Raw genomic sequence first — 21,906 nt, 5'->3', positions numbered from 1 at the left:
TTACTTTTCATCGTATATTTCTCAACATATTATCTTTAAGTACTAAAATAATTAACAATATGGCGTTATTAATAGTTGAATCGCCGGCGAAGGCAAAGACGATAGGTAAATATTTGAGTAAAGAGTTCAAAGTAGCTGCATCCTTTGGACATGTGAGGGATCTTCCAGCAAAAAACGGCTCTGTTGATCCAGATAATGATTTTGCCATAAAGTATGAGATTATTGAGAAAGCAGAAAAATATGTAAAAGAGCTGGCAAAGCAAGCGAGTAAAACATCACCTTGCAACAGATCCATCCCAGTGTCTGGGCACTGGGATGACATCTTTTTTCTTGACTCTATATCTCAATGTTCGTACAAACACAAAGGCAGTGCTTGACACTGGGATGACACCTTGACAACCGTAATCCCGCTACGTGTTAGCGGGATCTAGAGATACCGTGACGGTATGACGTAGAGTCAGCGTTAGCCATAACACAACACTTTTATACTCACCAACTCAGTATCCAATCTTGGATCCCGGTGCTTGACACTGGGATGACAAGAGGGGCTACTTTGATGACATCCTCTTGGATGGAAACCAGTGTCAGCTACTTGGATAACACCCTCATAAAGTGAAATGAGATCCCGCTAACACGTAGCGGGATGACGAGAAAGGGGCTACTCAGATGATAACAAAGGGTCTTGTATCTTGTAAAAAGCATCTAATGTTTTAAGCTTAAGCATTAGATGGAGAAGGGAAGCACTCTGTCATAGGGCTTAGATATAAAATCTGTCAAGTAGATAAGAGCTCCCTTCTCAAAGGTATAGGCTGGAAGGTATCGTAGAAAGACCTAAATGGTTCTAATTCTATATCCTCAAGAATAGCCTTACTTTTCATTTTTAATGGTAACGTATGGGGTTATATATGATCAACAACTTTCTGGGAATAGATGTATCAAAAGATCGCTTTGATGTTTTTCTCTCATTTATAAGTAAAAAAGGAAAACGTGAAACTAGGAAAAGAAGCTTTAAGAACGATGATAATCGGTTTCAAGGTCTGCAGAGCTTTCTACAAAAACATAACGTAGAGCAAGTGAAAGCTTGTATGGAAGTTACTGGTTGTTATAGTGAAGCTCTGGCTGAATTTCTACACAATGCTGGACATTTTGTAAGTGTTGTAAATCCTTCTTGCATAAGATCTTATGCAAGAAGTAAGCTTGTACGACAAAAGAATGATCAGACCGATGCGGAAATTATTGCTGATTACTGACAAAGACAGGAACCAACTCGTTGGACACCACCTTCTCCTGAGTTAAAAAAATTAAAACATCTTTATCGTTGCTCGGCTGCGTTAAAAGATGAATTGACATTAGTAAATAACCACTTAGAAAAAAAAGAGAGACTGCCTAAAGAAGTTACAAATGCTTGGGAAGACCTTGCAATGAATATAGCTCAAAAAATAGAAACAATAAAAAACTCCATACGTGAACTATTAAAGCAACACAAAGAGTTGTTGGAAAATTTTCAACTTCTATTAACTATTTCAGGCATAGGAGAGGAATCAGCAATAGCTATCTTAGCTGAAGTTCCTGACATAAAAGCTTTTAGAAATGCCAGGCAATTGGCAGCATATGCTGGAGCTATACCACGAAATATAACGTCAGGTTCCTCTGTATATGCCAAGCCCAGATTAAGTAAATCAGGTTCACGAACACTACGTAAGGCAATGTATTTTCCTGCTATAGTAGTTAAAAATCACAATCCTATTATTATGACTTTTTGCAAGAGATTAAAAGAAAAAGGCAAGCATAATATGGCCATTGTGGGAGCTGCGATGCGTAAGTTACTCCATATTGTTTTTGGTGTTCTAAGGTTCAAAGAAGGCTTTTGATCCAGATCATATCAAAAACTACAGGGTAAAGCTGTTGGAGGAAGGTTTACTTAGCTGATTGTTAAAAAAAATACTTTCAATCTTATATGAAATATTGCCTTATTTTGTAATTTTCTTGTTGACTAACTAGACGGTATCTACTTGGTTGTTGATTATTGTTTTGAATACCAATTTTTTGATCTGTTGCAAGTGCTTCTACTGAATTTTCTGGTTGCAATCTTTCTAGAACTAACAGTATGTTGCTTTCCTCTGGAGAAACTGACTCATTATAGCATCTTTAAATTCTTCATCCGTGTCGCTCTCGCTACTATTTACACAACTATCATTATCTTTTGCATCAAACCACTCATCTCTATCATCTCCATCAATTTGAGTTTCCATTTCCCCTGTGATATTCTCCTGATGATTAAGTAGCTCTTGATCGGGTTGTACAAAGCGTTGCATTGCTTTCACTTCTAACAATCCCTCGATGACAAGGCCGTATTCGCCTCTACTTGGTATGTTTCTATTGTAATTCTGTAAAACACCCTTAATATTTTCACTAAAATATTTATTTATCTCTGCTAGAATTTTTTGCTGTTCAAAAGTAATTTCTTCAGGCTTATTAATGTCTACAATGCACACAACGAAATCTTCTAAGGTTTCTTTCAATTCCGGATGAAGTTCCACATATTGAATTAGCTTATCAGCTAAACCTTCCAGAAATGGCTTAATATTTTCTTTTGTAATAGCATTTTTTTGCATCTCCTGCTTTTGTTCTTCTTCTCCTAAGAAACTCCCTTAACTAGCGCTTCTTGTTGAACTAATATGTAGCCAAATTCCTGTGCTTTTTTGATTAAATTTTTTACAACTCTCTCTTTGTAACGTGTTTCGTAATAGCTCATTCCTTTTTCCACATACTCTTGTCCATATTTCAACATTTGGTAAAAGATGCATGCTAATTTTCTTGCTGTAGAAGTAATTGCTTTTATTGCTCCTAGCCGTTTTTTTAATCTCCTACAATATGCACCCAATGCACTTTTACTATTTCCCACAGCATAAGCAGCCATTCGCAAGGCATTCGTAGCACGATTAATAACTTTACGAGTTTTTGTTCAAAATACTTTTTCTCCTGTAATCTTATTAGCAGGGCTAAGCCCTAACCATGAGGTAAAATGCCTTTCTGATCGCCATTTATTATGATTAATGCCAACTTCCGCAATAATGGTTTGTACAGTTAGTACATCAAATCCAGGAATTTTAGTGAAATCTATACCAGTTACACGATACAATTCCTCACGCAGGGTGAAATTTGGTCTGCCTCTTCTAGACTTATTTTTTTCCTTACCTAACTCTTTACTCTCATCGGACTTCGTCTCTAATGCTTTGTAATAGTTCTCTATACTTTTATCACATTCAATTATTTTTTCTTGAAAAAAATTATATGCTTCATATTCTTGCTTTAATACAAATAAATGTTCTTCTCTATAATCGCCTGTTAATGCTTTTGCTATAGTAGCCTTATCATTCTTCATATTCACACTTCTGAATTCAGCTAGTTTTTTAGGATTCCTTTCACCTTCTACTATTGCTTTAATAATTTGCATTCCTGTGACGCCAGTAATATCGCTTGTCACTTTATGTAAATGAATATTCATTTGTACTAACACCTTTTGCATGCGATTAATATGTTTAGCAGCGTTTTCAATTAAGTTTTTACGTTGCCGAACATAACCACGCAATACACACATTTGATCATCTGGCCTAAATGATCCTTGGATTAACCCATAACTATGTAGTTGTTGAAGCCATTGACAATCCTGAACATCTGACTTTCTTCCAGGTACATTTTTTACATGTCTTGCATTTGCAAGCTTTACTTCAAGTCCATATGATTCAAGTACTTGGAACAAAGTAATCCAGTATACTCCTGTTGACTCCATGGCTACTGTAGTAACTTTACATTTCTTCAGCCATTTTGCTATGTTATGGAGATCCTCTGTAAAGCAGCTAAATTTTTGTATACGCTGTTCATCACTTCCTTCTGGTACACATACATAATGTACAGCTGAACCAACATCTATTCCTGCTGCATCAGGATTCATGATCTCTAATTTACTTTTTGCTTTTTTCATAGTAACTCCCTTATTATAATTTGTAATAGGGAAACGCTTCAGCTTGGAACGGTTAGATAATACAATCTCCTAACCGAGGTAGCCTAAAAAACTCCATCAATGATTTGACCGTTCCTCCCAAAACCATGCTAAACGACGGGTACTTATGGCACCAGTGAAAATTTCGGTTATAACTTCAGAGGCGCTTCCTATACAACTATACTTAAAAACTACTAAAAACTTAAATTGAGGAGTTTCTTCCTGGTTTGACAGATTTCTTCTGTTCGGTGCTAAATGATGCTAATCTTCTATTATGCTCTTTCTGCTCTGGAGTTAATGGCTTTTTACGATACTTTTTATATGGAATTATAACATTGCTTTGCAATTTTTGCCAACCTTGATATCCAGAATCGGCATATTTTATGCTATCGATTGGTAAATATTTTTCTTGTTTCCTTATGCGAAAATCATTAATTCTACCACGATATGAATTTGACACTGATAAAATTCTTCCACCTTCTTCGATAACAATCTCAGTTTTCATAGTGTTGGTTCTTTTTTTTCCTGAATATGATTTCTTCCGTTTTTTACTATCTTCTGGTCTCTGTATTTGCTGTTCTGTAACATCAGCCAGAATCTTCAGTATTTTTTCTGGTGTCATACTTCTATCTTTTGTTATAGTAACTTTTTTGGCAAGTAATGGCTCTATTTTCTTCAGTAACCTACATACATTTGCGTTGTGCACATTGAACAGGCACCCTAAAAATCTATGTGTTATGTAAGTGCGATAGTACAAAATTACGCAAAATAACTTATCTTCTAGAGTTGGTAGTTGTGATCTTCTACCATGGCACTTTTTCTGTTTTTCAACTCTTTTCCACCCAGACCTAACTTTTTCCACTACCTTTTCGAACTCCTCTATAGTTAAACCTGTTATATTACGAAAGTTTCTTGGGTACTTCTTCATGTTATAGTAACTAAAGCTCATTTTTTTACCTTACTCAATCTGCTTATTCTTCTTCTACTTCTCTCACATTATTTTTTCAATCACCTTTTGCAGCAGGTCTTTAGAAACGAAAAAACTTACTTGACAAACTCCGCCAGCCCCCTTATTATGACAATAAGGGTATTTATGACTCAAAACTTGTTTTTGACCTGCAGGCTCAATGACAAAATTCAGTAAAAAACTCAGGGTATTTTTTGGCGGATTACATAAAATTATAGCGACTGAATGTCTTTTTATTTTTTCTACATTCAGCCAAATCGCGCTTATTTTAAGCGTTAGCACATTATTACAGCGCCAGTTTAAATTATTATAGGGTCAAAACTCCCACCAAGGGGCTTCTTTTGCCTTTTTTTTATTTGGTAAATTTCTTAATGTTTGTAGCTAAAGCAACTTAAGAGACCGAAAATGGTGTCATTCCAGCGCGTGACGCTGGAATCTAGTCTTTATTATGCAGCCACTTATTTAAAGTTAAGTTTTCTGGATCCAAGTAGTCAGGGCACTGGGATGACACCTTGACGATTTGAAGAATCGTCATCCCGCTACGTGTTAGCGGATGAGATACCGCGGCGGTATGACAGTTCGCGGCGGTATAGTAACTCGTCATTCCGCTACTTGTTAGCGGGATCTGCTGTTGCGACATAAACTCAAATCAAATTTCAATCCAAAGAGGTATCATTATGTCAAACAATTTCAATTTTAAAGAATTTTTTAACCACTATGAAACAAATAGTACGTCAGATGATATACAAAGGTATTATTTGCTGTGGAAATCAGTAATAGCGCAGGCAATGACTGATGCAGCAAGTCACTGTAAAAAAACAGAAAGCTTGGTAGAGAAACGTAATGCGATTTCTTGGTTGTCAGACTTTAGTCAAGATTTTGTGCACACATGTATATTGGCTGATTGTGATCCGGTATACGTAAAAAACAAAATACAGCCAATCTTAAAAAGCCTTACTAGATAAAACCTTTTTATATACTCAATGAGGTTTACTCCTTTTACCGAAAAAAATATCATTCAATCTCCTATCTATAGTTGCCTCTATATCTTTGATTAATAGCTGCTTTATCATGTTTGCTTTCCGCTTTGCATCTTGAGCGTGATGCTCATTGTTACCACTGTTATTGCTGTAATTATTCCTATCACTATAACTACTGCCACTTGGTTTACTACTGTTACTGAACTCACTACCCTTTTTTCTTCTTGTGCTGAGTATCTGCACTATCTTTTCCTTTAAAAAAGACTTCCAGCCTGTGCTAAGGAACAACTTATAGAGAAAATGCGGAGTAAGGAATGCTACTAATATTCGAATAGAAATTCCGTAACCGAGGTCTTCCCTATTTTCATAATACCACTTGCAATATTGAAATAAATGGTAAAACGCATTTTTGAAAGAGCCAAATTCTACAGCATACCAAAAACCATTGCTGAGAAACATGAGCACAATGCTGGATGTGTAAAGATACATTGTGAAGAGAAACAGTTTCACAATTATATCTTTTAGACTACCTAATATATAATTCAATAATCTTAATTTATAGAAAAGTGATATCATTTCACACCTACTTCAATATGGCTGGGGTGGAAGGATTCGAACCTTCGCGTGACGGTATCAAAAACCGCTGCCTTACCACTTGGCTACACCCCAATACTACTTACATCAATAACACTATTAGCCCAATTAGTAAAAGATTTATTTGCTTTTTCTATGGGCATCACAGCAATAGCTGGCTGATCATAAGAATGCATTGCTTCGATTTTTTCTACAATTTTATCAACTTGATCATTCCTGCTCTTCATAATTGCCACTACTTCACAACTATTACTAATTTTACCTTCCCATAAATATAGAGAATTCACTTCGGGAAATATATTTACACATACAATTAATTTCTCGTTTAACAATTCTTCAGAAACAGTTTTAGCCTCCTTCAAACTTAAAAAAGTTGTATAAATCAAAACTAAATTATTCATTAGAATCTACATAAATGCATTTCTACTATACTCCACTTAGGTTTATTCATGAAGAGAAAATAGATTAAGACCTGCTGCGAATCAAGCAATAAAAAGAAGGAAAGGAGAGGGTGACTAAAATCAAGGTTAACTAAAAGGCGTGCTTAAGATTCACAATACCAGCAATAATATTGAACCTCAGGTTGTATTTTTTCTGAAAATTGCGGTAAACATGAGACATAATCTTAAATATCTTTATCTCACGGATCTTATTTTCTACTCTCATTCTAAATGATGCTAATCTTCTATTATGCTCTTTCTGCTCTGGAGTTAATGGCTTTTTACGATACTTTTTATATGGAATTATAACATTGCTTTGCAATTTTTGCCAACCTTGATATCCAGAATCGGCATATTTTATGCTATCGATTGGTAAATATTTTTCTTGTTTCCTTATGCAAAAATCATTAATTCTACCACGATATGACTTTGACACTGATAAAATTCTTCCACCTTCTTCGATAACAATCTCAGTTTTCATAGTGTTGGTTCTTTTTTTTTCCTGAATATGATTTCTTCCGTTTTTTACTATCTTCTGGTCTCTGTATTTGCTGTTCTGTAACATCAGCCAGAATCTTCAGTATTTTTTCTGGTGTCATACTTCTATCTTTTGTTATAGTAACTTTTTTGGCAAGTAATGGCTCTATTTTCTTCAGTAACCTACATACATTTGCGTTGTGCACATTGAACAGGCACCCTAAAAATCTATGTGTTATGTAAGTGCGATAGTACAAAATTACGCAAAATAACTTATCTTCTAGAGTTGGTAGTTGTGATCTTCTACCATGGCACTTTTTCTGTTTTTCAACTCTTTCCCACCCAGACCTCACTTTTTCCACTACCTTTTCGAACTCCTCTATAGTTAAACCTGTTATATTACGAAAGTTTCTTGGGTGTTTCTTCATGTTATAGTAACTAAAGCTCATTTTTTTACCTTACTCAATCTGCTTATTCTTCTTCTACTTCTCTCACATTATTTTTTCAATCACCTTTTGCAGCAGGTCTATGCTATAGGTTGCAAGCGAGACGTCATACCGCCGCAGTATCTCTAGATCCCGCTAACAAGCAGCGGGATGACTACCCCTACAACAACATTGCAAGTATTGATTTTTCTCCCCATGAGAAGAGTCTGGAAGCTCTTTCACTCTAAACACGATGTTCACATCCTCAAAATTAATCTCAATTCGCTTAACTAACGTTCTAATAATATCACGTTTAGTTAGCCAGTCTGCATTATCAAGACTTGAGTTAATACTAGAGGAAAATCCCTCTAAATTTGTTACTACTAGAGTGAACTCTTGTGTGAGTTTTTTCTGATCAAATGTTTTTTTCTTTTGTTCTTCAACCATTTTTAAGTTTTGTTTCATTGCTTTAATTCTTGGCTCAAATTCTTCTTGATCAATATATTCTTGAGCATAACTATCAATTAACCTTGCAATACCACGTTTTAATTTATCTTCTTGTGCTTCAAGCAAAGCGCTTTTTTGATCTAGTGGTGATTTTTTAAGTTCTGAAAGTCTTCGTTTATACTCCTCTAATACTCTATTCGGATTTTTTAATAGATGCTTTACTTCTTCCTACACAGCTATGTCTAATGTATCTGTACGAATTAATTTGTTGTTACACATTTTATTACCACCAAAACGGTATGAATCCGTGCCAATACAACGATAATACACCTGATTATTAGTTTTTTTTCCTCCTTATTCCTTGCAGTGCTAGTACCATAATATGCATAATTACAAAGCTTACATACTACTAAACCTTGCAATAAATATCTTGCTCCTCTTTGTCTTGTTCTTGCTATTTTTCTATTCTCTGCTAATTGTTCTTGAACTATATCAAATAAATCTTCGTTTACTATACTAGGTACTTTAATATAAATCCAATCCTCTTTTGGAACAGGATAAGTAGAATAATTATCTTTTGGTTGCTCGCAGGAGTTTTTTTTGGTCTTATATGTTTTAATTTTATGCCTAACCTTGTTTTACCAAAAGCTACTTGTCCTCTATAAGCAGAGTTTTTTAACATACTCAAAACTACAGCCCTATCCCAATATTCTTTTCCTGTTCGCTTCATAACGGACATAGCACTTAGCCCACGACATACTTCTCCTATACTCGCTCTTTCTCTTCCTACCCAAAAAAATACTTTACGCATAACTTCAGCTTCTTCTTCATAAATTTCAAATAAGGCTTGTCCTGTCTCTGTATTTTTATTTATATAATGATAGCCATAAGGAGCAGCTCTCATTACACTTATATAATCCTTATTGGCTGCATAAATCTTTCCTCTGCAGCTTCGTTCCATGATTTTTGCACGTTCATATTCTGCTATCATACCTTGCATTTATAATAGTAATTGAGATTCTGGATTATCGCTAATTTAAAAAAATGACTTCTACTCCTAGTTTCTTGAACTCTTCAAGTAATACCATCTGATATGCATACTTGCGAGATAAACGATCAGGAGAATGAATATAAACCTTATCAATTCTACCTTCTGCTATTTTATCACGTAATTTTTCTAAACCAGGACGGATTATATTAGAACCATTATCAATAAATTTATATTCATTTAATAATTTATGTCCGTCCATACTAATTTGATTCTCTATAGAAGCAATTTGACTTGCTATTGTACCTTCTTGTGCTTGTCTCCCTGAAGAAACTGTTCGGTAGAAGTCATAGTCCTATACCTCTTGTTTGAGTTTTGTTCTTATAACTTCCCCACAAGAACCTTGCATGCAGCTTTCCCGCACACGGCTCCACAATAATAGCATTCATAGCATTCGCTCTCATGTATATAAAGAATAGTGTATTTTTGGCTTTGGTAGTGGATTGACTAGTAAGTAATGGTTGAATTGCTCCCACTTCATACTTCTCTTTTGACTACGTCGGTTTATCCACTTAAATGCTAGCCTTGTTATCGATCGATAGAATTGACTTAAACATCGATAATTTCCGCTAATTCCGAAATAGCTATAGTGTCCTGTTAGTTTAGTTTTGAGTTTCTGCCACCATTCTTTAAGACGATCGTGATTTCGAATTCTCTTCATCCATTCTTTGATTTCTTTAATCTTTCTGGCTAGACTTGTTTTTACAGTTTTCTGTTTTATCATTAGTCTACCATTACGACTCTTTCCACAATAATGGGTAAATCCAAGAAATTTGAAGCTATTCTTTCTTCGTTTCTCTCTTTCTGCTTGATACCATTCTCTCTTGCCAAACTTTACTATTCTTGTTTTGTTTTCAGATATTTCCAATCCAAATTTTCTTAATCTTTGTTTCAGCAATTCCAAGAACTCTTTCGCATCTTCTTCCTTTTCGCAGCACACTACAAAATCGTCGCAAAACCTTATTAGCTGCATACTCACTCTGGATCTAGGTTTAAATTTCTTTTCAAACCACAAATCCAATACATAATGTAGGTATATTTTAGCTAATATTGGGCTTACTATACCGCCTTGTGGTGTACCTTGTTCGGTTGCTTCATAATGTCCAGCTTCAACTATTCCTGCCTTGAGAAACCGTTTTACTAACCACAATAAGTTGGGGTCTGTTATCCTCTCTCTCAGACATCTCATTAGCCATTTATGCTGAATATTATCATAGAACTTCTTGATATCCACTTCTACAATGTAATTAATTGGTTTGTCCATAACTGCTTTATTCAGTGTTTTGACCGCTTGATGACAGCTTCTTCCTGGTTGAAATCCATAAGAGTTGTCCAGAAAATTTGTTTCATAAATACTTTCTAGTATCTTCTTTAACATTATCTGTACCAACTTATCTTCTGTTGATGGTATTCCGAGCCCGCGTTTCTCTTTGCTCCCAGTTTTTGGTATATATACCCTTTTCACCGGTTGCGGTTGATACTGCTTTTTCTTCATGCTATCCACTAGAGTTCTAAGCTTCTCTTCAAGATTTTCTCCGTAAGTTTCCACTGTTACCTGGTCTATACCGCAAGCCTTGTTTCGTTTTAGTTCCTTATAGCACTCTGCAAGATTCTCTGCATTTATCAGATGCACTAACGATGTGAATTTCAATCGTTTATCTCGCTTCGCTCTTTCTACTATCTGGTCTAGTTTTCCTTGCATATTCCTCCAATCTCTGTTGTATTTGTATAGCAATCCTTATACCAGTTACTATATTGCTAACCGCTTCCCCTTGTATGTGGCTTTCCCACACTCTGAGTACTATCAGTTAGTCCGACTTCCTTCGTATCTTTCCCCAGTCCTCGCCTTTATTGACTTGTTCTAGAGTACCCTATTGGGAATACAAAGGATCTCCCAAGTTCACGTAAGTTCCATCTCAACACATGACACGGCCTTAGATCCCGATGGAGCAAGTGATATCTTGCCTTTTCGTTATCACTTATTTTGTCTTCCGCCTGCAAGAGAGCGTCAACCTCCATATCGTCAAAAATTTCGGGACTCAATACCTTTACTTTCGTTGCATCCTATATTGTCCCTTCTATTAGCCCTACTACGCTTGTTACCTTACGTAGCATAATAGTTCGTTCCAGATTGCTGGCTAGGCTTTACCTGAGTTAGATTTTCACCAACTGTTCCTTACGCACTTCTTGGCGCACCTTGCATATTTTGAATTTATATGTTCTCATCTGACAAAGTCTCCTGAATTATTTATAATAGATCCACACCATCACACTCTGGAACCATACATCTTATACTCTACCTTAATTCTAGTTTCCGGACAACCTCTATCTCTACAAAAACTATATTTTTCTTCAGAAGAGAGTTATATTGTAACTATGGACAAAATAATTATAAAAAAATTTGGTGGGACTTCGCTAACTGATTTAAACCGAGTTGCAAATTTGATAAAAAACGATATTGAGAAAGGTTGTAATGTAATCGTTATTGTATCTGCTGTTGCAGGATTTACTGACCAAATGGCTTTTCAGGCTAGGCAAATCTCAAATTTAAGTTGCAGACAAGAGTTATCAGAGTATGACGTTATGCTTTCAGCAGGAGAACAAATTTCTTGCGGTCTATTAGCTATCACTCTCCAATCGATCGGAGTTAATGCTAAATCGTGGCTTGCCTGGCAGTTACCAATTGTAACTGATGATTTTTATTCTGAGTCTAAAATAAAAACAATAAAGATTGACCGTGTGAAAAGATCTTTTGCTGAGGGTTATACTGCTGCGATCATCGCTGGTTTTCAGGGTATAAATGATGATAGAATCACTACTTTTGGAAGAGGAGGCTCTGACATATCAGCAGTTGCCTTCACGGTAGCCTTTGGTGTTAGAACTTGCGAAATTTTTACTGATATTGATGGAATATATACAGCAGACCCGAGAATTGTTCCAAAGGCACGCAAGCTCAAATTTATCTCTTACGATGAAATGTTGGAAATGTCGTCATCTGGTGCTAAAATACTGCATAATCGTTCAGTACAACTTGCAATGAAGCATAACATTAAAGTGCAAGTGCTATCCACTTTTAAAGAAGTAGAAGGCACCACAGTACTACACAAAAGGGATGTACTAGAGAGATACTTAATTACTGGAATAGCTTATAGCACTAATGAAGCTCTTGTAACTTTCACTAACCTTGCAAATAACTTGCGTACTTTAAGAGATATAGTAGGGGCAAACGTTAAAATTGATATGATACATGGGTCAAGTTTTGTTATCTCCAAATTTGATATTGATTTAATGGAAAAGTTACTGAATAAGAATGAAAATTATGCTATAAACGATAATATAGCTAAAATTTCAATAATTGGTATTGGTGTTATGTCTAACACTGAAGTGATGCACCGCACACTCGAGGTTTTAAGCGAAAAAAAGATAGAAATACTTGCTATCACAACATCTGAAATCAAAATCAGTATAATTGTTCAAAAAGAATACGTTGTAGCTTTGGTCAAAGATTTACATACTGAATATGAGCTTGATATGCAACACTAGGATAGGCTCGACGTCCACAACTGTACGAACATTGCAATTTGGGCCTACCAGGAGGGTGTCATCCCAGTGCCCAGACACTGGGATCCAGTTTTTGATCGAAAGTGTTTCATTTTAACTAAAGCCTACACTCACCAAATCCAATGCATTTACTTGCAGTTAAGTTTTCTGTATTCCAGCGTCACGCGCTGGAATGACAAGAGACCTGCTGCGAATCAAGCAATAAAAAGAAGGAAAGGAGGGTGACTAAAATCAAGGTTAACTAAAAGGCGTGCTTAAGATTCACAATACCAGCAATAATATTGAACCTCAGGTTGTATTTTTTCTGAAAATTGCGGTAAACATGAGACATAATCTTAAATATCTTTATCTCACGGATCTTATTTTCTACTCTCATTCTAAATGATGCTAATCTTCTATTATGCTCTTTCTGCTCTGGAGTTAATGGCTTTTTACGATACTTTTTATATGGAATTATAACATTGCTTTGCAATTTTTGCCAACCTTGATATCCAGAATCGGCATATTTTATGCTATCGATTGGTAAATATTTTTCTTGTTTCCTTATGCGAAAATCATTAATTCTACCACGATATGAATTTGACACTGATAAAATTCTTCCACCTTCTTCGATAATAATCTCAGTTTTCATAGTGTTGGTTCTTTTTTTTCCTGAATATGATTTCTTCCGTTTTTTACTATCTTCTGGTCTCTGTATTTGCTGTTCTGTAACATCAGCCAGAATCTTCAGTATTTTTTCTGGTGTCATACTTCTATCTTTTGTTATAGTAACTTTTTTGGCAAGTAATGGCTCTATTTTCTTCAGTAACCTACATACATTTGCGTTGTGCACATTGAACAGGCACCCTAAAAATCTATGTGTTATGTAAGTGCGATAGTACAAAATTACGCAAAATAACTTATCTTCTAGAGTTGGTAGTTGTGATCTTCTACCATGGCACTTTTTCTGTTTTTCAACTCTTTCCCACCCAGACCTCACTTTTTCCACTACCTTTTCGAACTCCTCTATAGTTAAACCTGTTATATTACGAAAGTTTCTTGGGTGTTTCTTCATGTTATAGTAACTAAAGCTCATTTTTTTACCTTACTCAATCTGCTTATTCTTCTTCTACTTCTCTCACATTATTTTTTCAATCACCTTTTGCAGCAGGTCTATTGATGAAAATCTTAATCTGTGTAGTGAATGCAACAAAAAAATCAATTTTCTAACTAAGCATTACTGCAATTTTTGTGGCGTAGTAATCTCAGACAATATTCATACGTGTGGTAAGTGCATCATCAATCCTCCACCGTTTAAAGTATTAAGATCAGTTTTTGCTTATGATCAACATAGTAAAAACATGATTATAAATTTCAAATTTTTTGATAATTTGAATTACGTAAAAATCTATGCAAAGTGGATACACCAAGCTAATCAGGATACGTTTCAGAACGCAGAGGTCATAATTCCTATACCGTTACATAAAATGCACTTGTTTAAACGTAAATATAATCAAGCAGCATTGCTTGCAAAAGAGTTGAGTAAGTTGTCCAATTTATCCTATACGCCATTTGCAATAAAACGTCTTCGCCATACTGCGCCTCAAGCTGGTCTTTCACTTAAACAGCGTGAAAAAAAATTTGAAAAAGGCTTTTAGCATAAGCAACAAGAAAATTATCGAAAATAAAATCGTGATATTAGTTGATGACGTGGTAACAACCGGAGCAACTGTAAGATCTTGCTCTCAAGAAATTTTAAACTCCGGTGCAAAAGAAGTGAGAGTGCTATCGCTTGCAAGAACGGTGAATGATTGTGAAAATCAGCATGTTAAAATGTGATTTTTAATAACCTCAACATCACTAAACTCAAAGGTTTGATTCCCTATGATTTGAAATCTTTCGTGCCCCTTTCCTGCAACTAGCAGAATCATACCCTCGTTATAGGCAATATCTACTCCTTCCTCTATAGCTTCTCTTCTATCTTCTATCTCTAGCGCATTAGGGCAATGTAGTAAAATACCACGACGAATTTCTGCAGGATTCTCATCACGCGGATTGTCATCCGTGATTATCACTTTGTCTGCATATATTTGTGCTACTTTACCCATTTCTGCGCGTTTTGTTTGATCACGATTGCCACCACAACCAAAAACTAGAATTATTTTTTTATTGAAGTGCCATTTTAAAGACAATAGGGCTTGTTTAAGCGCACTTGGAGTATGAGCGTAATCCACAAATGCAAAAGGTTTCACTTTTTCCATTCTTCCTGGTGGAGAAACGAGTTTTTCTACGCATATTTCTCTGTAATTCAGTCCAGACGAGGTAACTATACCCATTGCACACAACAGATTATATGCTTGGAATTGCCCCAGAACCGGAAAAAACGTATCATAAATTTCACCACCAATTTTTATTGTAAGGTGTTGACCATTAGGGGTTGGTGTTTGCTCCAATAAAGTAATATCAGAGCCTGTTTTTCCATAGGTGATAATTTTGTTGCTGCGTTTTTCAGCTATCTTAAGTAACGCGTAGTATTCATCTATATCCGCATTTAAAATCGCTGTTTTTCCTTCTGGTAATACCTCGTAAAATAACCTTTCTTTAGTTTCTAAATATTCACCAAGATTTTTATGGTAATCTAAATGATCTTGCAAGAAATTAGTAAAAGCTGCAGCACTCAACTTTAATCCATGGATTCTATATTGATCAATCCCATGACTTGATGCTTCTAACACTAAGTGTTCTACATTTATACCACGCAATGTTGCGTAAAGGTCATCTGCACCTGGAGTGGTAAGACTGTTGCTATTACCTTTTCTACCATTATTGATGCATGTTCCAAGTGTTCCAATAGACGCAGCATTATAGCCAGCATTCTGCCAGATCTGACGGCAAAATTCTACTACTGAAGTTTTACCATTCGTACCAGTTACAGCAGCAACATATTTGGGCTGTTTGAATTGATAAAACCTGCTGACTATTTCGCTGTATATTTCTTGAGGATTTGGGTGGAAAATATGAATTCCAGCGTCACGCAATGGAATGACACCATTTGTTATGCAATCATTTGCAATTATCGCTTTAGCTCCACAAGATAATATCTGATCTATGTAAATCCTATCCCTTTCTGACACACAAACGAAAAGATAACCTTCCTTGACTCTCTTGGGATTACATGTAACGCCCTTGATTTCAACGTCAAAGTTAACATCAACAATATCATGCAGTAATTCTCTCAGTTTCATGTCCTACTTCATCGTTTTGAAAGTCTAAACATGGTAGCCTTTTTAGTGCGTCATTAAGGTCAAAGATTAAATCTTCAGGATCTTCCAGTCCACAAAATATTCGCACGAAACTTCCACCACAATCTGAATTCATTACAGATCTTGACATAGATCTACGATCTACTGGTAATATCAAACTGTCGCACCCTCCCCAAGAAGCACCAATACTAAAAATTTTCATATGATCAACCATGCAGCTTAGTTCTTCACATGAATATTCTCTATCCAGTGCTATACTGAATGTGCCGCTTGCTCCTTTGAAGTAACTTTTCCATAATTCGTGTTGAGGATGGGAGGGAAGTGCTGGATATAAAACCTTTCTAACTTTTTGCTGTGCTTCTAGCCACTTTGCCACTTCCATTGCTGTATTTTGGTGCCTTTTCATACGTGTGTGCAGTGTTCTTAGTCCCCTGTGTGCAAGGTAGCAGTCGTGCGATTGAATGGTTACTCCATAATTTTTATAGCTCTCATAAAGCAATTTAAAAATTTCACCTTCAGCAATAATAGCTCCCATAACTAAATCTGAGTGACCGGCTAGATACTTTGTCACTGCATATAGTGCAACATCAATTCCATAATCAAGCGGCTTAAATAACAAAGGAGTGGCCCATGAATTGTCGCAAACGGTTACGATTCCACGTTCTTTAGCAACTTTTACTATATGCTCTATATTCGAAATCTCAAACATTATAGAACCAGGAGTCTCGATCATTATCAATGAAGTATTACTCTGAATTAAATCAGTTATATCCTGCGTTGGATCATAAAAAGTTACTTCTGTTCCTCTTTTTGGTAGCTCATTTTCTGCAAACCTCCTAAGCCTATAATAACTATTATCTTGAATTAAAACGTGCGAGCCTGCTTTAGTGAAAGTCAAAATAGCAAAAGTAAGTGCAAATAGTCCGGAAGGATAAATAAGCGCTTGCCCACTCCCTTCAATTTCAGCCAGTGCATTTGAAAGATAATGGACAGTAGGAGTACCAACATTACTGTAGCTATAATCCCTTGCAACACCATCGTTGATTACATCGTATATACTTTCTCCATTTGCTGCATTTAAGTAGTCCTTGTAAGTAGGAAATAATATGGTAGAAGAATGATAAACTGGCGGGTTCATAGAACCTTTATAGTCATTAAATTTTCTTCCTGCTTTAACTAATATAGACTCTTCCTTCACATTTTTATTATTTATTTTTTAAATTGTACCCGTTTTGCGTATACAAGTGAAGAGAAATTGCATGTATTAGCTCTATCTCACCCTTCAATAACTCATAAATCAACTTATGTCTTTTTAGAATGCTCATTCCAATAAAGCCGTCAGATATTAATATTAATTTAATGTGCGAAGGTAATGTTGAAGATGAAGCAAAATAATGATCAGCATGCTTTGCTGATTCATCGACAATGTTCATATCAATTACATCTATCGAATCGCGTATCTTTTCTTCTATTGTTTTAATAATATCCATAATGGTTTCTTTAAGCAACAACATGCTCCTCTTGTCATCCAAGTAGCTGACACTGGGATGAAAGGAAAAGTGATATAACAATACAACCTTATTTATTCTCTTCCTTATTATCTATGTCTTGATAATCAGAATCTACTACTTTTTCTTCTTTATCATTTGGATTCCCTTCTGATGAAAAGCCATTTCCAGCACTATTTTGTTGTGAGGCATTATACATAGCTTCTCCAAGTTTCATAGATAATTGAGAAAGATTAGTAACTTTCTGCTGGATTGAATCAGCGTCATCAATGTTATCAGATTTACTAACTTCTTTTAATTCGTTAACTGCATTTTCAATAGCAGATTTATCTTCTGGTGAAACTTTATCACCATACTCTGTCAGAGACTTTTCTGTAGAATGAACTAAACTATCCGCTTGATTCTTCACTTCAATATACTTTTTGCGCTTTTCATCTTCTTGCGCTTTTTCTTCAGCTTCCTTTACCATGCGATTTATTTCATCATCAGATAGACCACCTGAAGATTGAATGCGTATTTTTTGCTCTTTTCCTGTAGCTTTATCTTTTGCAGAAACGTGTGCTATTCCATTTGCATCTATGTCAAATGTTACTTCAATCTGAGGAACTCCACGAGGAGCAGGAGGTATCCCTTCCAAACTAAACTGACCAAGTAGCTTGTTATCAACCGCCAATTTTCTTTCACCTTGATGTACCTTAATTGTAACGGCTGTTTGGTTATCTTCTGCAGTTGAAAACACCTGAGATTTTTTAGTGGGAATAGTAGTATTACGTTCAATAAGTGGAGTGAATACTCCTCCTAGAGTCTCAATACCAAGAGAAAGTGGAGTCACGTCAAGTAGTAACACATCTCTTACATCACCTTGAATGATTCCCGCCTGTATTGCAGCTCCAATTGCTACAACTTCATCAGGATTTACTCCTCTATGTGGATCTTTACCAAAGAATTCTTTAACTTTCTCTATGACTTTTGGCATACGAGTCATGCCCCCAACGAGAACCACTTCGCCAATTTGACTAGCAGACAAACCAGCATCCTCAAGAGCTTTTTTACAAGGAGCCATAGTTCTTTCGATTAAACCATTCACTAAGCTTTCAAGTTTTGCTCTCGTTAATTTCATATTTAAGTGTTTTGGACCACTTGCATCAGCTGTAATAAACGGTAGATTTATTTCCGTTTCCATTGCACTTGATAATTCAATTTTCGCTTTTTCAGCAGCTTCTTTGATTCTTTGCATAGCCATTGGATCATTTTTCAAATCAATGCCATTACTTTTCTTGAATTCATCTAGTAAATAACTCACTATTGCGTTATCAAAGTCTTCACCTCCAAGATGAGTGTCACCATTTGTAGCCTTTACTTCAAAAACCCCTTCACCTATTTCAAGTATTGAGACATCAAATGTACCACCACCAAGGTCATATACCACTATTGTGTGCCCATGTTTCTTATCAAGACCATAAGCAAGCGCTGCAGCAGTCGGTTCATTTACCATTCTGAGTACATTTAATCCGGCGATTTTTCCTGCATCTTTTGTTGCTTGACGTTGAGAGTCGTTGAAGTATGCTGGCACTGTTATCACAGCATCTTTTACTTCCTCTCCAAGATAAGCTTCTGCTGCTTCTTTCATGTTTTGTAGTATGAATGCACCAATTTGACTAGGAGAGTATTCTTTATTATCAGTGGTTTTAACCCATGCGTCACCATTTTTTGCTGCAAACACTTTATACGGCACGTTTAGATTTTTCATTTCAGAATCACCGTATTGACGGCCTATTAATCTCTTAGTAGCAAAAAAAGTATTACTTGCATTGGTGGTTGCTTGTCTTTTTGCAGGAGCGCCAATCAACCTTTCTCCTGACGAAGTAAATGCAACTATAGATGGAGTAGTTCTTGCCCCTTCTTTATTTTCTATTACCTTTGTATCCTTGCCCTGCATTATTGCAACACAAGAATTTGTTGTTCCGAGATCTATGCCTATTGCTCTTCCCATAATGAGTACCCCATTGTAAATATTATCTGATATAAGAATATATAAGTATAGGACTTATTAATTACAAGCCCAATTTAGGGTTTCTAATTAGTTATTAGAACTTAAAAAGCGCGAAAGCCATTTAGTCAGCCAAAAATTGCCTAGTAGTTTATTTGAATTATCAACTTCTTCATTGCTGCTATCCTCAATTTGGTATCCAGAGTTCTGTAATGGCTTATAACCGTTTGAATTAACATCATCTCCTTGTTTTAAAACAAATGTATTTACATCTAAACTGTTATCAATACTAATGTTCAATGTAATATTAAACTCTTTTTCGATTGTAGAAACTGTATTCCGTTTATTATTAAAAATATGCGCTATAACCGCACTATGCGCTACTAAATCAAAAGACTTATTTTGGTTCCTATGAGCAATGTGTTGTAAATCCCTTAGTATCGATGCAACAATTACTTCGTTCGATTTTACTCTTCCAATACCCTTGCAGTGTAAACACTCTGTAGTATTAATTTCTTGTATGTTTGGTTTAATTCTTTGTCTTGAAAATACCATTAAACCAAAGTCATTTATGTAGCTAAATTGAACTTTAGCTTTATCGTCTTTAAACGCTTGCTTTATAGCAGACTCAACAGCTCTGCAATACTGATATTTCAACATGTCAATAAAATCGACTACTATTAATCCTGATAGGCCCCTAAGATTCACCTGTCTTGATATTTCAGGTACTGCTTCCATATTGGTTCTATAAGCTGTTTCTTCTATGCTATCTTCTCCTGTCATCTTTCCTGAATTTACGTCTATTGAAACAAACGCCTCAGTTAAAGTTATTACCAAAGACCCACCAGATGGCAACTCTACCCTATTGCTATATAACTCAGAAATTTGATCTTCGATTCCATAGTAAGTAAAGATTGGGATAGAACCTCTATACAATCTGTAACGCAACTTACTACCTTTTAATGCATTTTTAGTATATTGTCTCACTGCTTCAAAAGCTTCCTTCCCAGATACTATGACTTCTATACCATCGCTACAAAAATCACGAACAGATCTCATAATTACATCTGCTTCGTTGTAAATTAATGATGGAGCATTTACAGAGAAGGCATTTTTTTGAATGCTCTGCCATAATGAGGATAAGTAATTGTAATCCTGCTCAATTTCTTTCTTATCTTTTCCTGAACCAACAGTTCTTACTATTAAACCTGATCTTTTTGGCAAGTTTATTGAACTAAGTATATCCTTTAACTGCTTTCTGACATTAGCATCTTCAATTCTGCGAGACACTCCACCTTTACTCATGGAATTTGGCATGAAAACACAGTATCTACCCACTAAAGTTATGTATGTTGTAAATGAAGCTCCTTTATTGCCTCGTTCCTCTTTAGTTAGCTGGACCAATACTTTTTGATTTACTGAAATAACATCTTGTAATTTGTATTTTTTATATAAAGGTACCTCTCTTACAAAACCACTACCTAACTCGTTGACATTCTTACTAGCTGCAGAATCTGAAGAAACATTTGCTGAAGCTTCTTCTGTACAATCGTCATTTGAGTAGCCCTCAAAGATAGTTTCCTTTTCTTTTTCTGGAATATTGAAGTAATCTAGAGATATCTCGGAAAAAGATAAAAAACCTTGCTTGTTTTTTCCATATTCAATAAATACGGCTTGCAAAGAAGGCTCTATACGCTTTACATAAGCAACGTATATATTACCTCTTAATTGTTTTTTTTCCTTGAATTCTTGTTCAAATTCTACAACCTTATTATTAACTGATAAGGCAACTCTTACCTCATTAGAATAGGCAGAATTTTCTATCAATAATAACCTTTTGCCACTATTTGCCACTTATTTACCGTTTGCTTTTCATTCTGAAGTTAACTTCATGCTACTTAATGCACTGTTGATTGTCAAGAATTTTACGATCTGCATTATTCGGTTGACTTTTAGTGTTTTGCGTAATAAACTCGCATAGAATTTATTATATCATTATAAGTATGGCGAAAAAAAATGCTTCTTTGCTCGTTAAGTTAGTCAGCACTGCAATCAAGATAACAAAAACTGGTGAAGAAAAATCGACTGGCTATTTTTATGTAAAAAAGCGTAATCCAAAAAAGCTCACCAGAAAACTGGAGTTTAGGAAGTATGACCCAGTAGTCAGAAGGCACGCATTATTTAAAGAAGAAAAATTAAAGTAGTTTTTTTATAAGGAATTTTA

At 35.4% G+C, this 21,906-nt stretch carries 17 protein-coding genes, 1 tRNA gene and 7 pseudogenes; 7 read left to right on the top strand and 18 right to left on the bottom strand.

Annotation, left to right across the window (positions count from 1 at the left end; translation table 11 throughout):
* Nucleotides 1–59: 59 nt before the first annotated feature.
* Nucleotides 60–272, top strand: a pseudogene (locus tag AAGD69_RS00590) (toprim domain-containing protein); the annotation flags it as partial.
* A 633-nt stretch (nt 273–905) separates the two neighbouring features.
* Nucleotides 906–1,929 (top strand): annotated as a pseudogene (locus tag AAGD69_RS00585) (IS110 family transposase).
* A gap of 170 nt (nt 1,930–2,099) precedes the next feature.
* On the opposite strand, the gene AAGD69_RS00580 reads toward AAGD69_RS00585, so the two are convergent.
* The 4 genes and pseudogenes from AAGD69_RS00580 to AAGD69_RS00565 all read right to left on the bottom strand — a co-directional run bounded on the left by AAGD69_RS00580 (nt 2,100) and on the right by AAGD69_RS00565 (nt 5,252).
* The gene (locus AAGD69_RS00580; RefSeq protein WP_341812218.1) at nt 2,100–2,615 is read right to left on the bottom strand and encodes a hypothetical protein; all 516 of its coding nucleotides are present in this window, start codon (nt 2,613–2,615) and stop codon (nt 2,100–2,102) included.
* A 23-nt stretch (nt 2,616–2,638) separates the two neighbouring features.
* Nucleotides 2,639–3,985: pseudogene (locus tag AAGD69_RS00575) on the bottom strand (IS110 family transposase).
* A gap of 244 nt (nt 3,986–4,229) precedes the next feature.
* Nucleotides 4,230–4,931, bottom strand: a pseudogene (locus AAGD69_RS00570) (transposase family protein); the annotation flags it as partial.
* Between the two features lie 63 nt (nt 4,932–4,994).
* The gene (locus tag AAGD69_RS00565; RefSeq protein ID WP_341812217.1) at nt 4,995–5,252 is read right to left on the bottom strand and encodes a hypothetical protein; all 258 of its coding nucleotides are present in this window, start codon (nt 5,250–5,252) and stop codon (nt 4,995–4,997) included.
* A 395-nt stretch (nt 5,253–5,647) separates the two neighbouring features.
* On the opposite strand from AAGD69_RS00565, the gene AAGD69_RS00560 reads away from it, so the two are divergent.
* The gene (locus AAGD69_RS00560) at nt 5,648–5,935 is read left to right on the top strand and encodes a hypothetical protein (protein ID WP_341812216.1); all 288 of its coding nucleotides are present in this window, start codon (nt 5,648–5,650) and stop codon (nt 5,933–5,935) included.
* A 15-nt stretch (nt 5,936–5,950) separates the two neighbouring features.
* On the opposite strand, the gene AAGD69_RS00555 is transcribed toward AAGD69_RS00560, so the two are convergent.
* From AAGD69_RS00555 to ltrA, 8 genes and pseudogenes are all read right to left on the bottom strand, one after another.
* Nucleotides 5,951–6,409, bottom strand: a complete 459-nt coding sequence (locus tag AAGD69_RS00555) for a hypothetical protein (protein WP_341812215.1) — start codon at nt 6,407–6,409, stop codon at nt 5,951–5,953.
* A 135-nt stretch (nt 6,410–6,544) separates the two neighbouring features.
* Nucleotides 6,545–6,619 (bottom strand) — tRNA-Gln (locus AAGD69_RS00550).
* Nucleotides 6,610–6,945, bottom strand: coding sequence for a divalent-cation tolerance protein CutA (cutA, locus tag AAGD69_RS00545; protein ID WP_341812214.1), 336 nt, complete (start codon nt 6,943–6,945; stop codon nt 6,610–6,612). The genes AAGD69_RS00550 and cutA overlap by 10 nt, the downstream gene beginning before the upstream one ends.
* Before the next feature lie 130 nt (nt 6,946–7,075).
* Nucleotides 7,076–7,910 (bottom strand): annotated as a pseudogene (locus tag AAGD69_RS00540) (transposase family protein).
* 132 nt (nt 7,911–8,042) lie between these two features.
* Nucleotides 8,043–8,459: a hypothetical protein gene (locus tag AAGD69_RS00535; protein WP_341812213.1), complete on the bottom strand. Its 417-nt coding sequence runs from the start codon at nt 8,457–8,459 to the stop codon at nt 8,043–8,045.
* Between the two features lie 385 nt (nt 8,460–8,844).
* On the bottom strand, nt 8,845–9,333 hold the full coding sequence (locus AAGD69_RS00530) for a recombinase family protein (RefSeq protein ID WP_341812212.1): 489 nt from the start codon (nt 9,331–9,333) through the stop codon (nt 8,845–8,847).
* Between the two features lie 31 nt (nt 9,334–9,364).
* Nucleotides 9,365–9,601 carry a recombinase family protein gene (locus AAGD69_RS00525; protein WP_341812670.1) on the bottom strand — a complete coding sequence of 79 codons (237 nt, stop codon included), beginning with the start codon at nt 9,599–9,601 and terminating at the stop codon, nt 9,365–9,367.
* Between the two features lie 180 nt (nt 9,602–9,781).
* Nucleotides 9,782–11,083 carry a group II intron reverse transcriptase/maturase gene (gene ltrA, locus AAGD69_RS00520; RefSeq protein WP_341811720.1) on the bottom strand — a complete coding sequence of 434 codons (1,302 nt, stop codon included), beginning with the start codon at nt 11,081–11,083 and terminating at the stop codon, nt 9,782–9,784.
* 485 nt (nt 11,084–11,568) lie between these two features.
* On the opposite strand from ltrA, the pseudogene AAGD69_RS06910 reads away from it, so the two are divergent.
* Together AAGD69_RS06910 and AAGD69_RS00515 are read left to right on the top strand one after the other, a co-directional pair.
* Nucleotides 11,569–11,667, top strand: a pseudogene (locus tag AAGD69_RS06910) (IS481 family transposase); the annotation flags it as partial.
* Between the two features lie 90 nt (nt 11,668–11,757).
* Nucleotides 11,758–12,924, top strand: coding sequence for an aspartate kinase (locus AAGD69_RS00515; protein WP_341812668.1), 1,167 nt, complete (start codon nt 11,758–11,760; stop codon nt 12,922–12,924).
* A gap of 259 nt (nt 12,925–13,183) precedes the next feature.
* Here the strand turns inward: AAGD69_RS00515 and AAGD69_RS00510 are convergent, their stop codons facing one another.
* Nucleotides 13,184–13,996, bottom strand: coding sequence for a transposase family protein (locus tag AAGD69_RS00510; protein WP_410529853.1), 813 nt, complete (start codon nt 13,994–13,996; stop codon nt 13,184–13,186).
* Nucleotides 13,997–14,033: 37 nt separating this feature from the next.
* Between AAGD69_RS00510 and AAGD69_RS00505 the strand changes: the two are divergent.
* Nucleotides 14,034–14,760, top strand: a pseudogene (locus tag AAGD69_RS00505) (ComF family protein).
* Here the strand turns inward: AAGD69_RS00505 and AAGD69_RS00500 are convergent.
* The 5 genes from AAGD69_RS00500 to AAGD69_RS00480 all read right to left on the bottom strand — a co-directional run bounded on the left by AAGD69_RS00500 (nt 14,742) and on the right by AAGD69_RS00480 (nt 21,536).
* Entirely contained in the window at nt 14,742–16,166 is a 1,425-nt protein-coding gene (locus AAGD69_RS00500) for a UDP-N-acetylmuramoyl-L-alanyl-D-glutamate--2,6-diaminopimelate ligase (protein ID WP_341812210.1), read from the bottom strand. The pseudogene AAGD69_RS00505 and the gene AAGD69_RS00500 sit on opposite strands and share 19 nt — an antisense overlap.
* On the bottom strand, nt 16,141–17,382 hold the full coding sequence (metC, locus tag AAGD69_RS00495) for a cystathionine beta-lyase (RefSeq protein ID WP_341812209.1): 1,242 nt from the start codon (nt 17,380–17,382) through the stop codon (nt 16,141–16,143). Before metC ends, AAGD69_RS00500 begins: the two co-directional genes overlap by 26 nt.
* 7 nt (nt 17,383–17,389) lie before the next feature.
* The gene (locus AAGD69_RS00490) at nt 17,390–17,674 is read right to left on the bottom strand and encodes a BolA family protein (RefSeq protein WP_341812208.1); all 285 of its coding nucleotides are present in this window, start codon (nt 17,672–17,674) and stop codon (nt 17,390–17,392) included.
* A gap of 88 nt (nt 17,675–17,762) precedes the next feature.
* A complete protein-coding gene (dnaK, locus tag AAGD69_RS00485) occupies nt 17,763–19,685 on the bottom strand; it encodes a molecular chaperone DnaK (protein WP_341812207.1) in 1,923 nt (640 codons plus the stop codon).
* A gap of 87 nt (nt 19,686–19,772) precedes the next feature.
* On the bottom strand, nt 19,773–21,536 hold the full coding sequence (locus AAGD69_RS00480; protein ID WP_341812206.1) for an Rne/Rng family ribonuclease: 1,764 nt from the start codon (nt 21,534–21,536) through the stop codon (nt 19,773–19,775).
* 149 nt (nt 21,537–21,685) lie between these two features.
* On the opposite strand from AAGD69_RS00480, the gene rpmG reads away from it, so the two are divergent.
* Complete coding sequence (rpmG, locus tag AAGD69_RS00475; RefSeq protein WP_341812205.1) at nt 21,686–21,886, top strand: 50S ribosomal protein L33; 201 nt, start codon at nt 21,686–21,688, stop codon at nt 21,884–21,886.
* Nucleotides 21,887–21,906: the final 20 nt, after the last annotated feature.

Origin of the sequence: Wolbachia endosymbiont (group A) of Conops quadrifasciatus (assembly GCF_964027015.1) — a bacterium.
Lineage (GTDB): Bacteria > Pseudomonadota > Alphaproteobacteria > Rickettsiales > Anaplasmataceae > Wolbachia.
The sequence above is the reverse complement of the archived record's forward strand: the minus strand, read 5'-3'. Positions and strand labels throughout refer to the sequence as shown.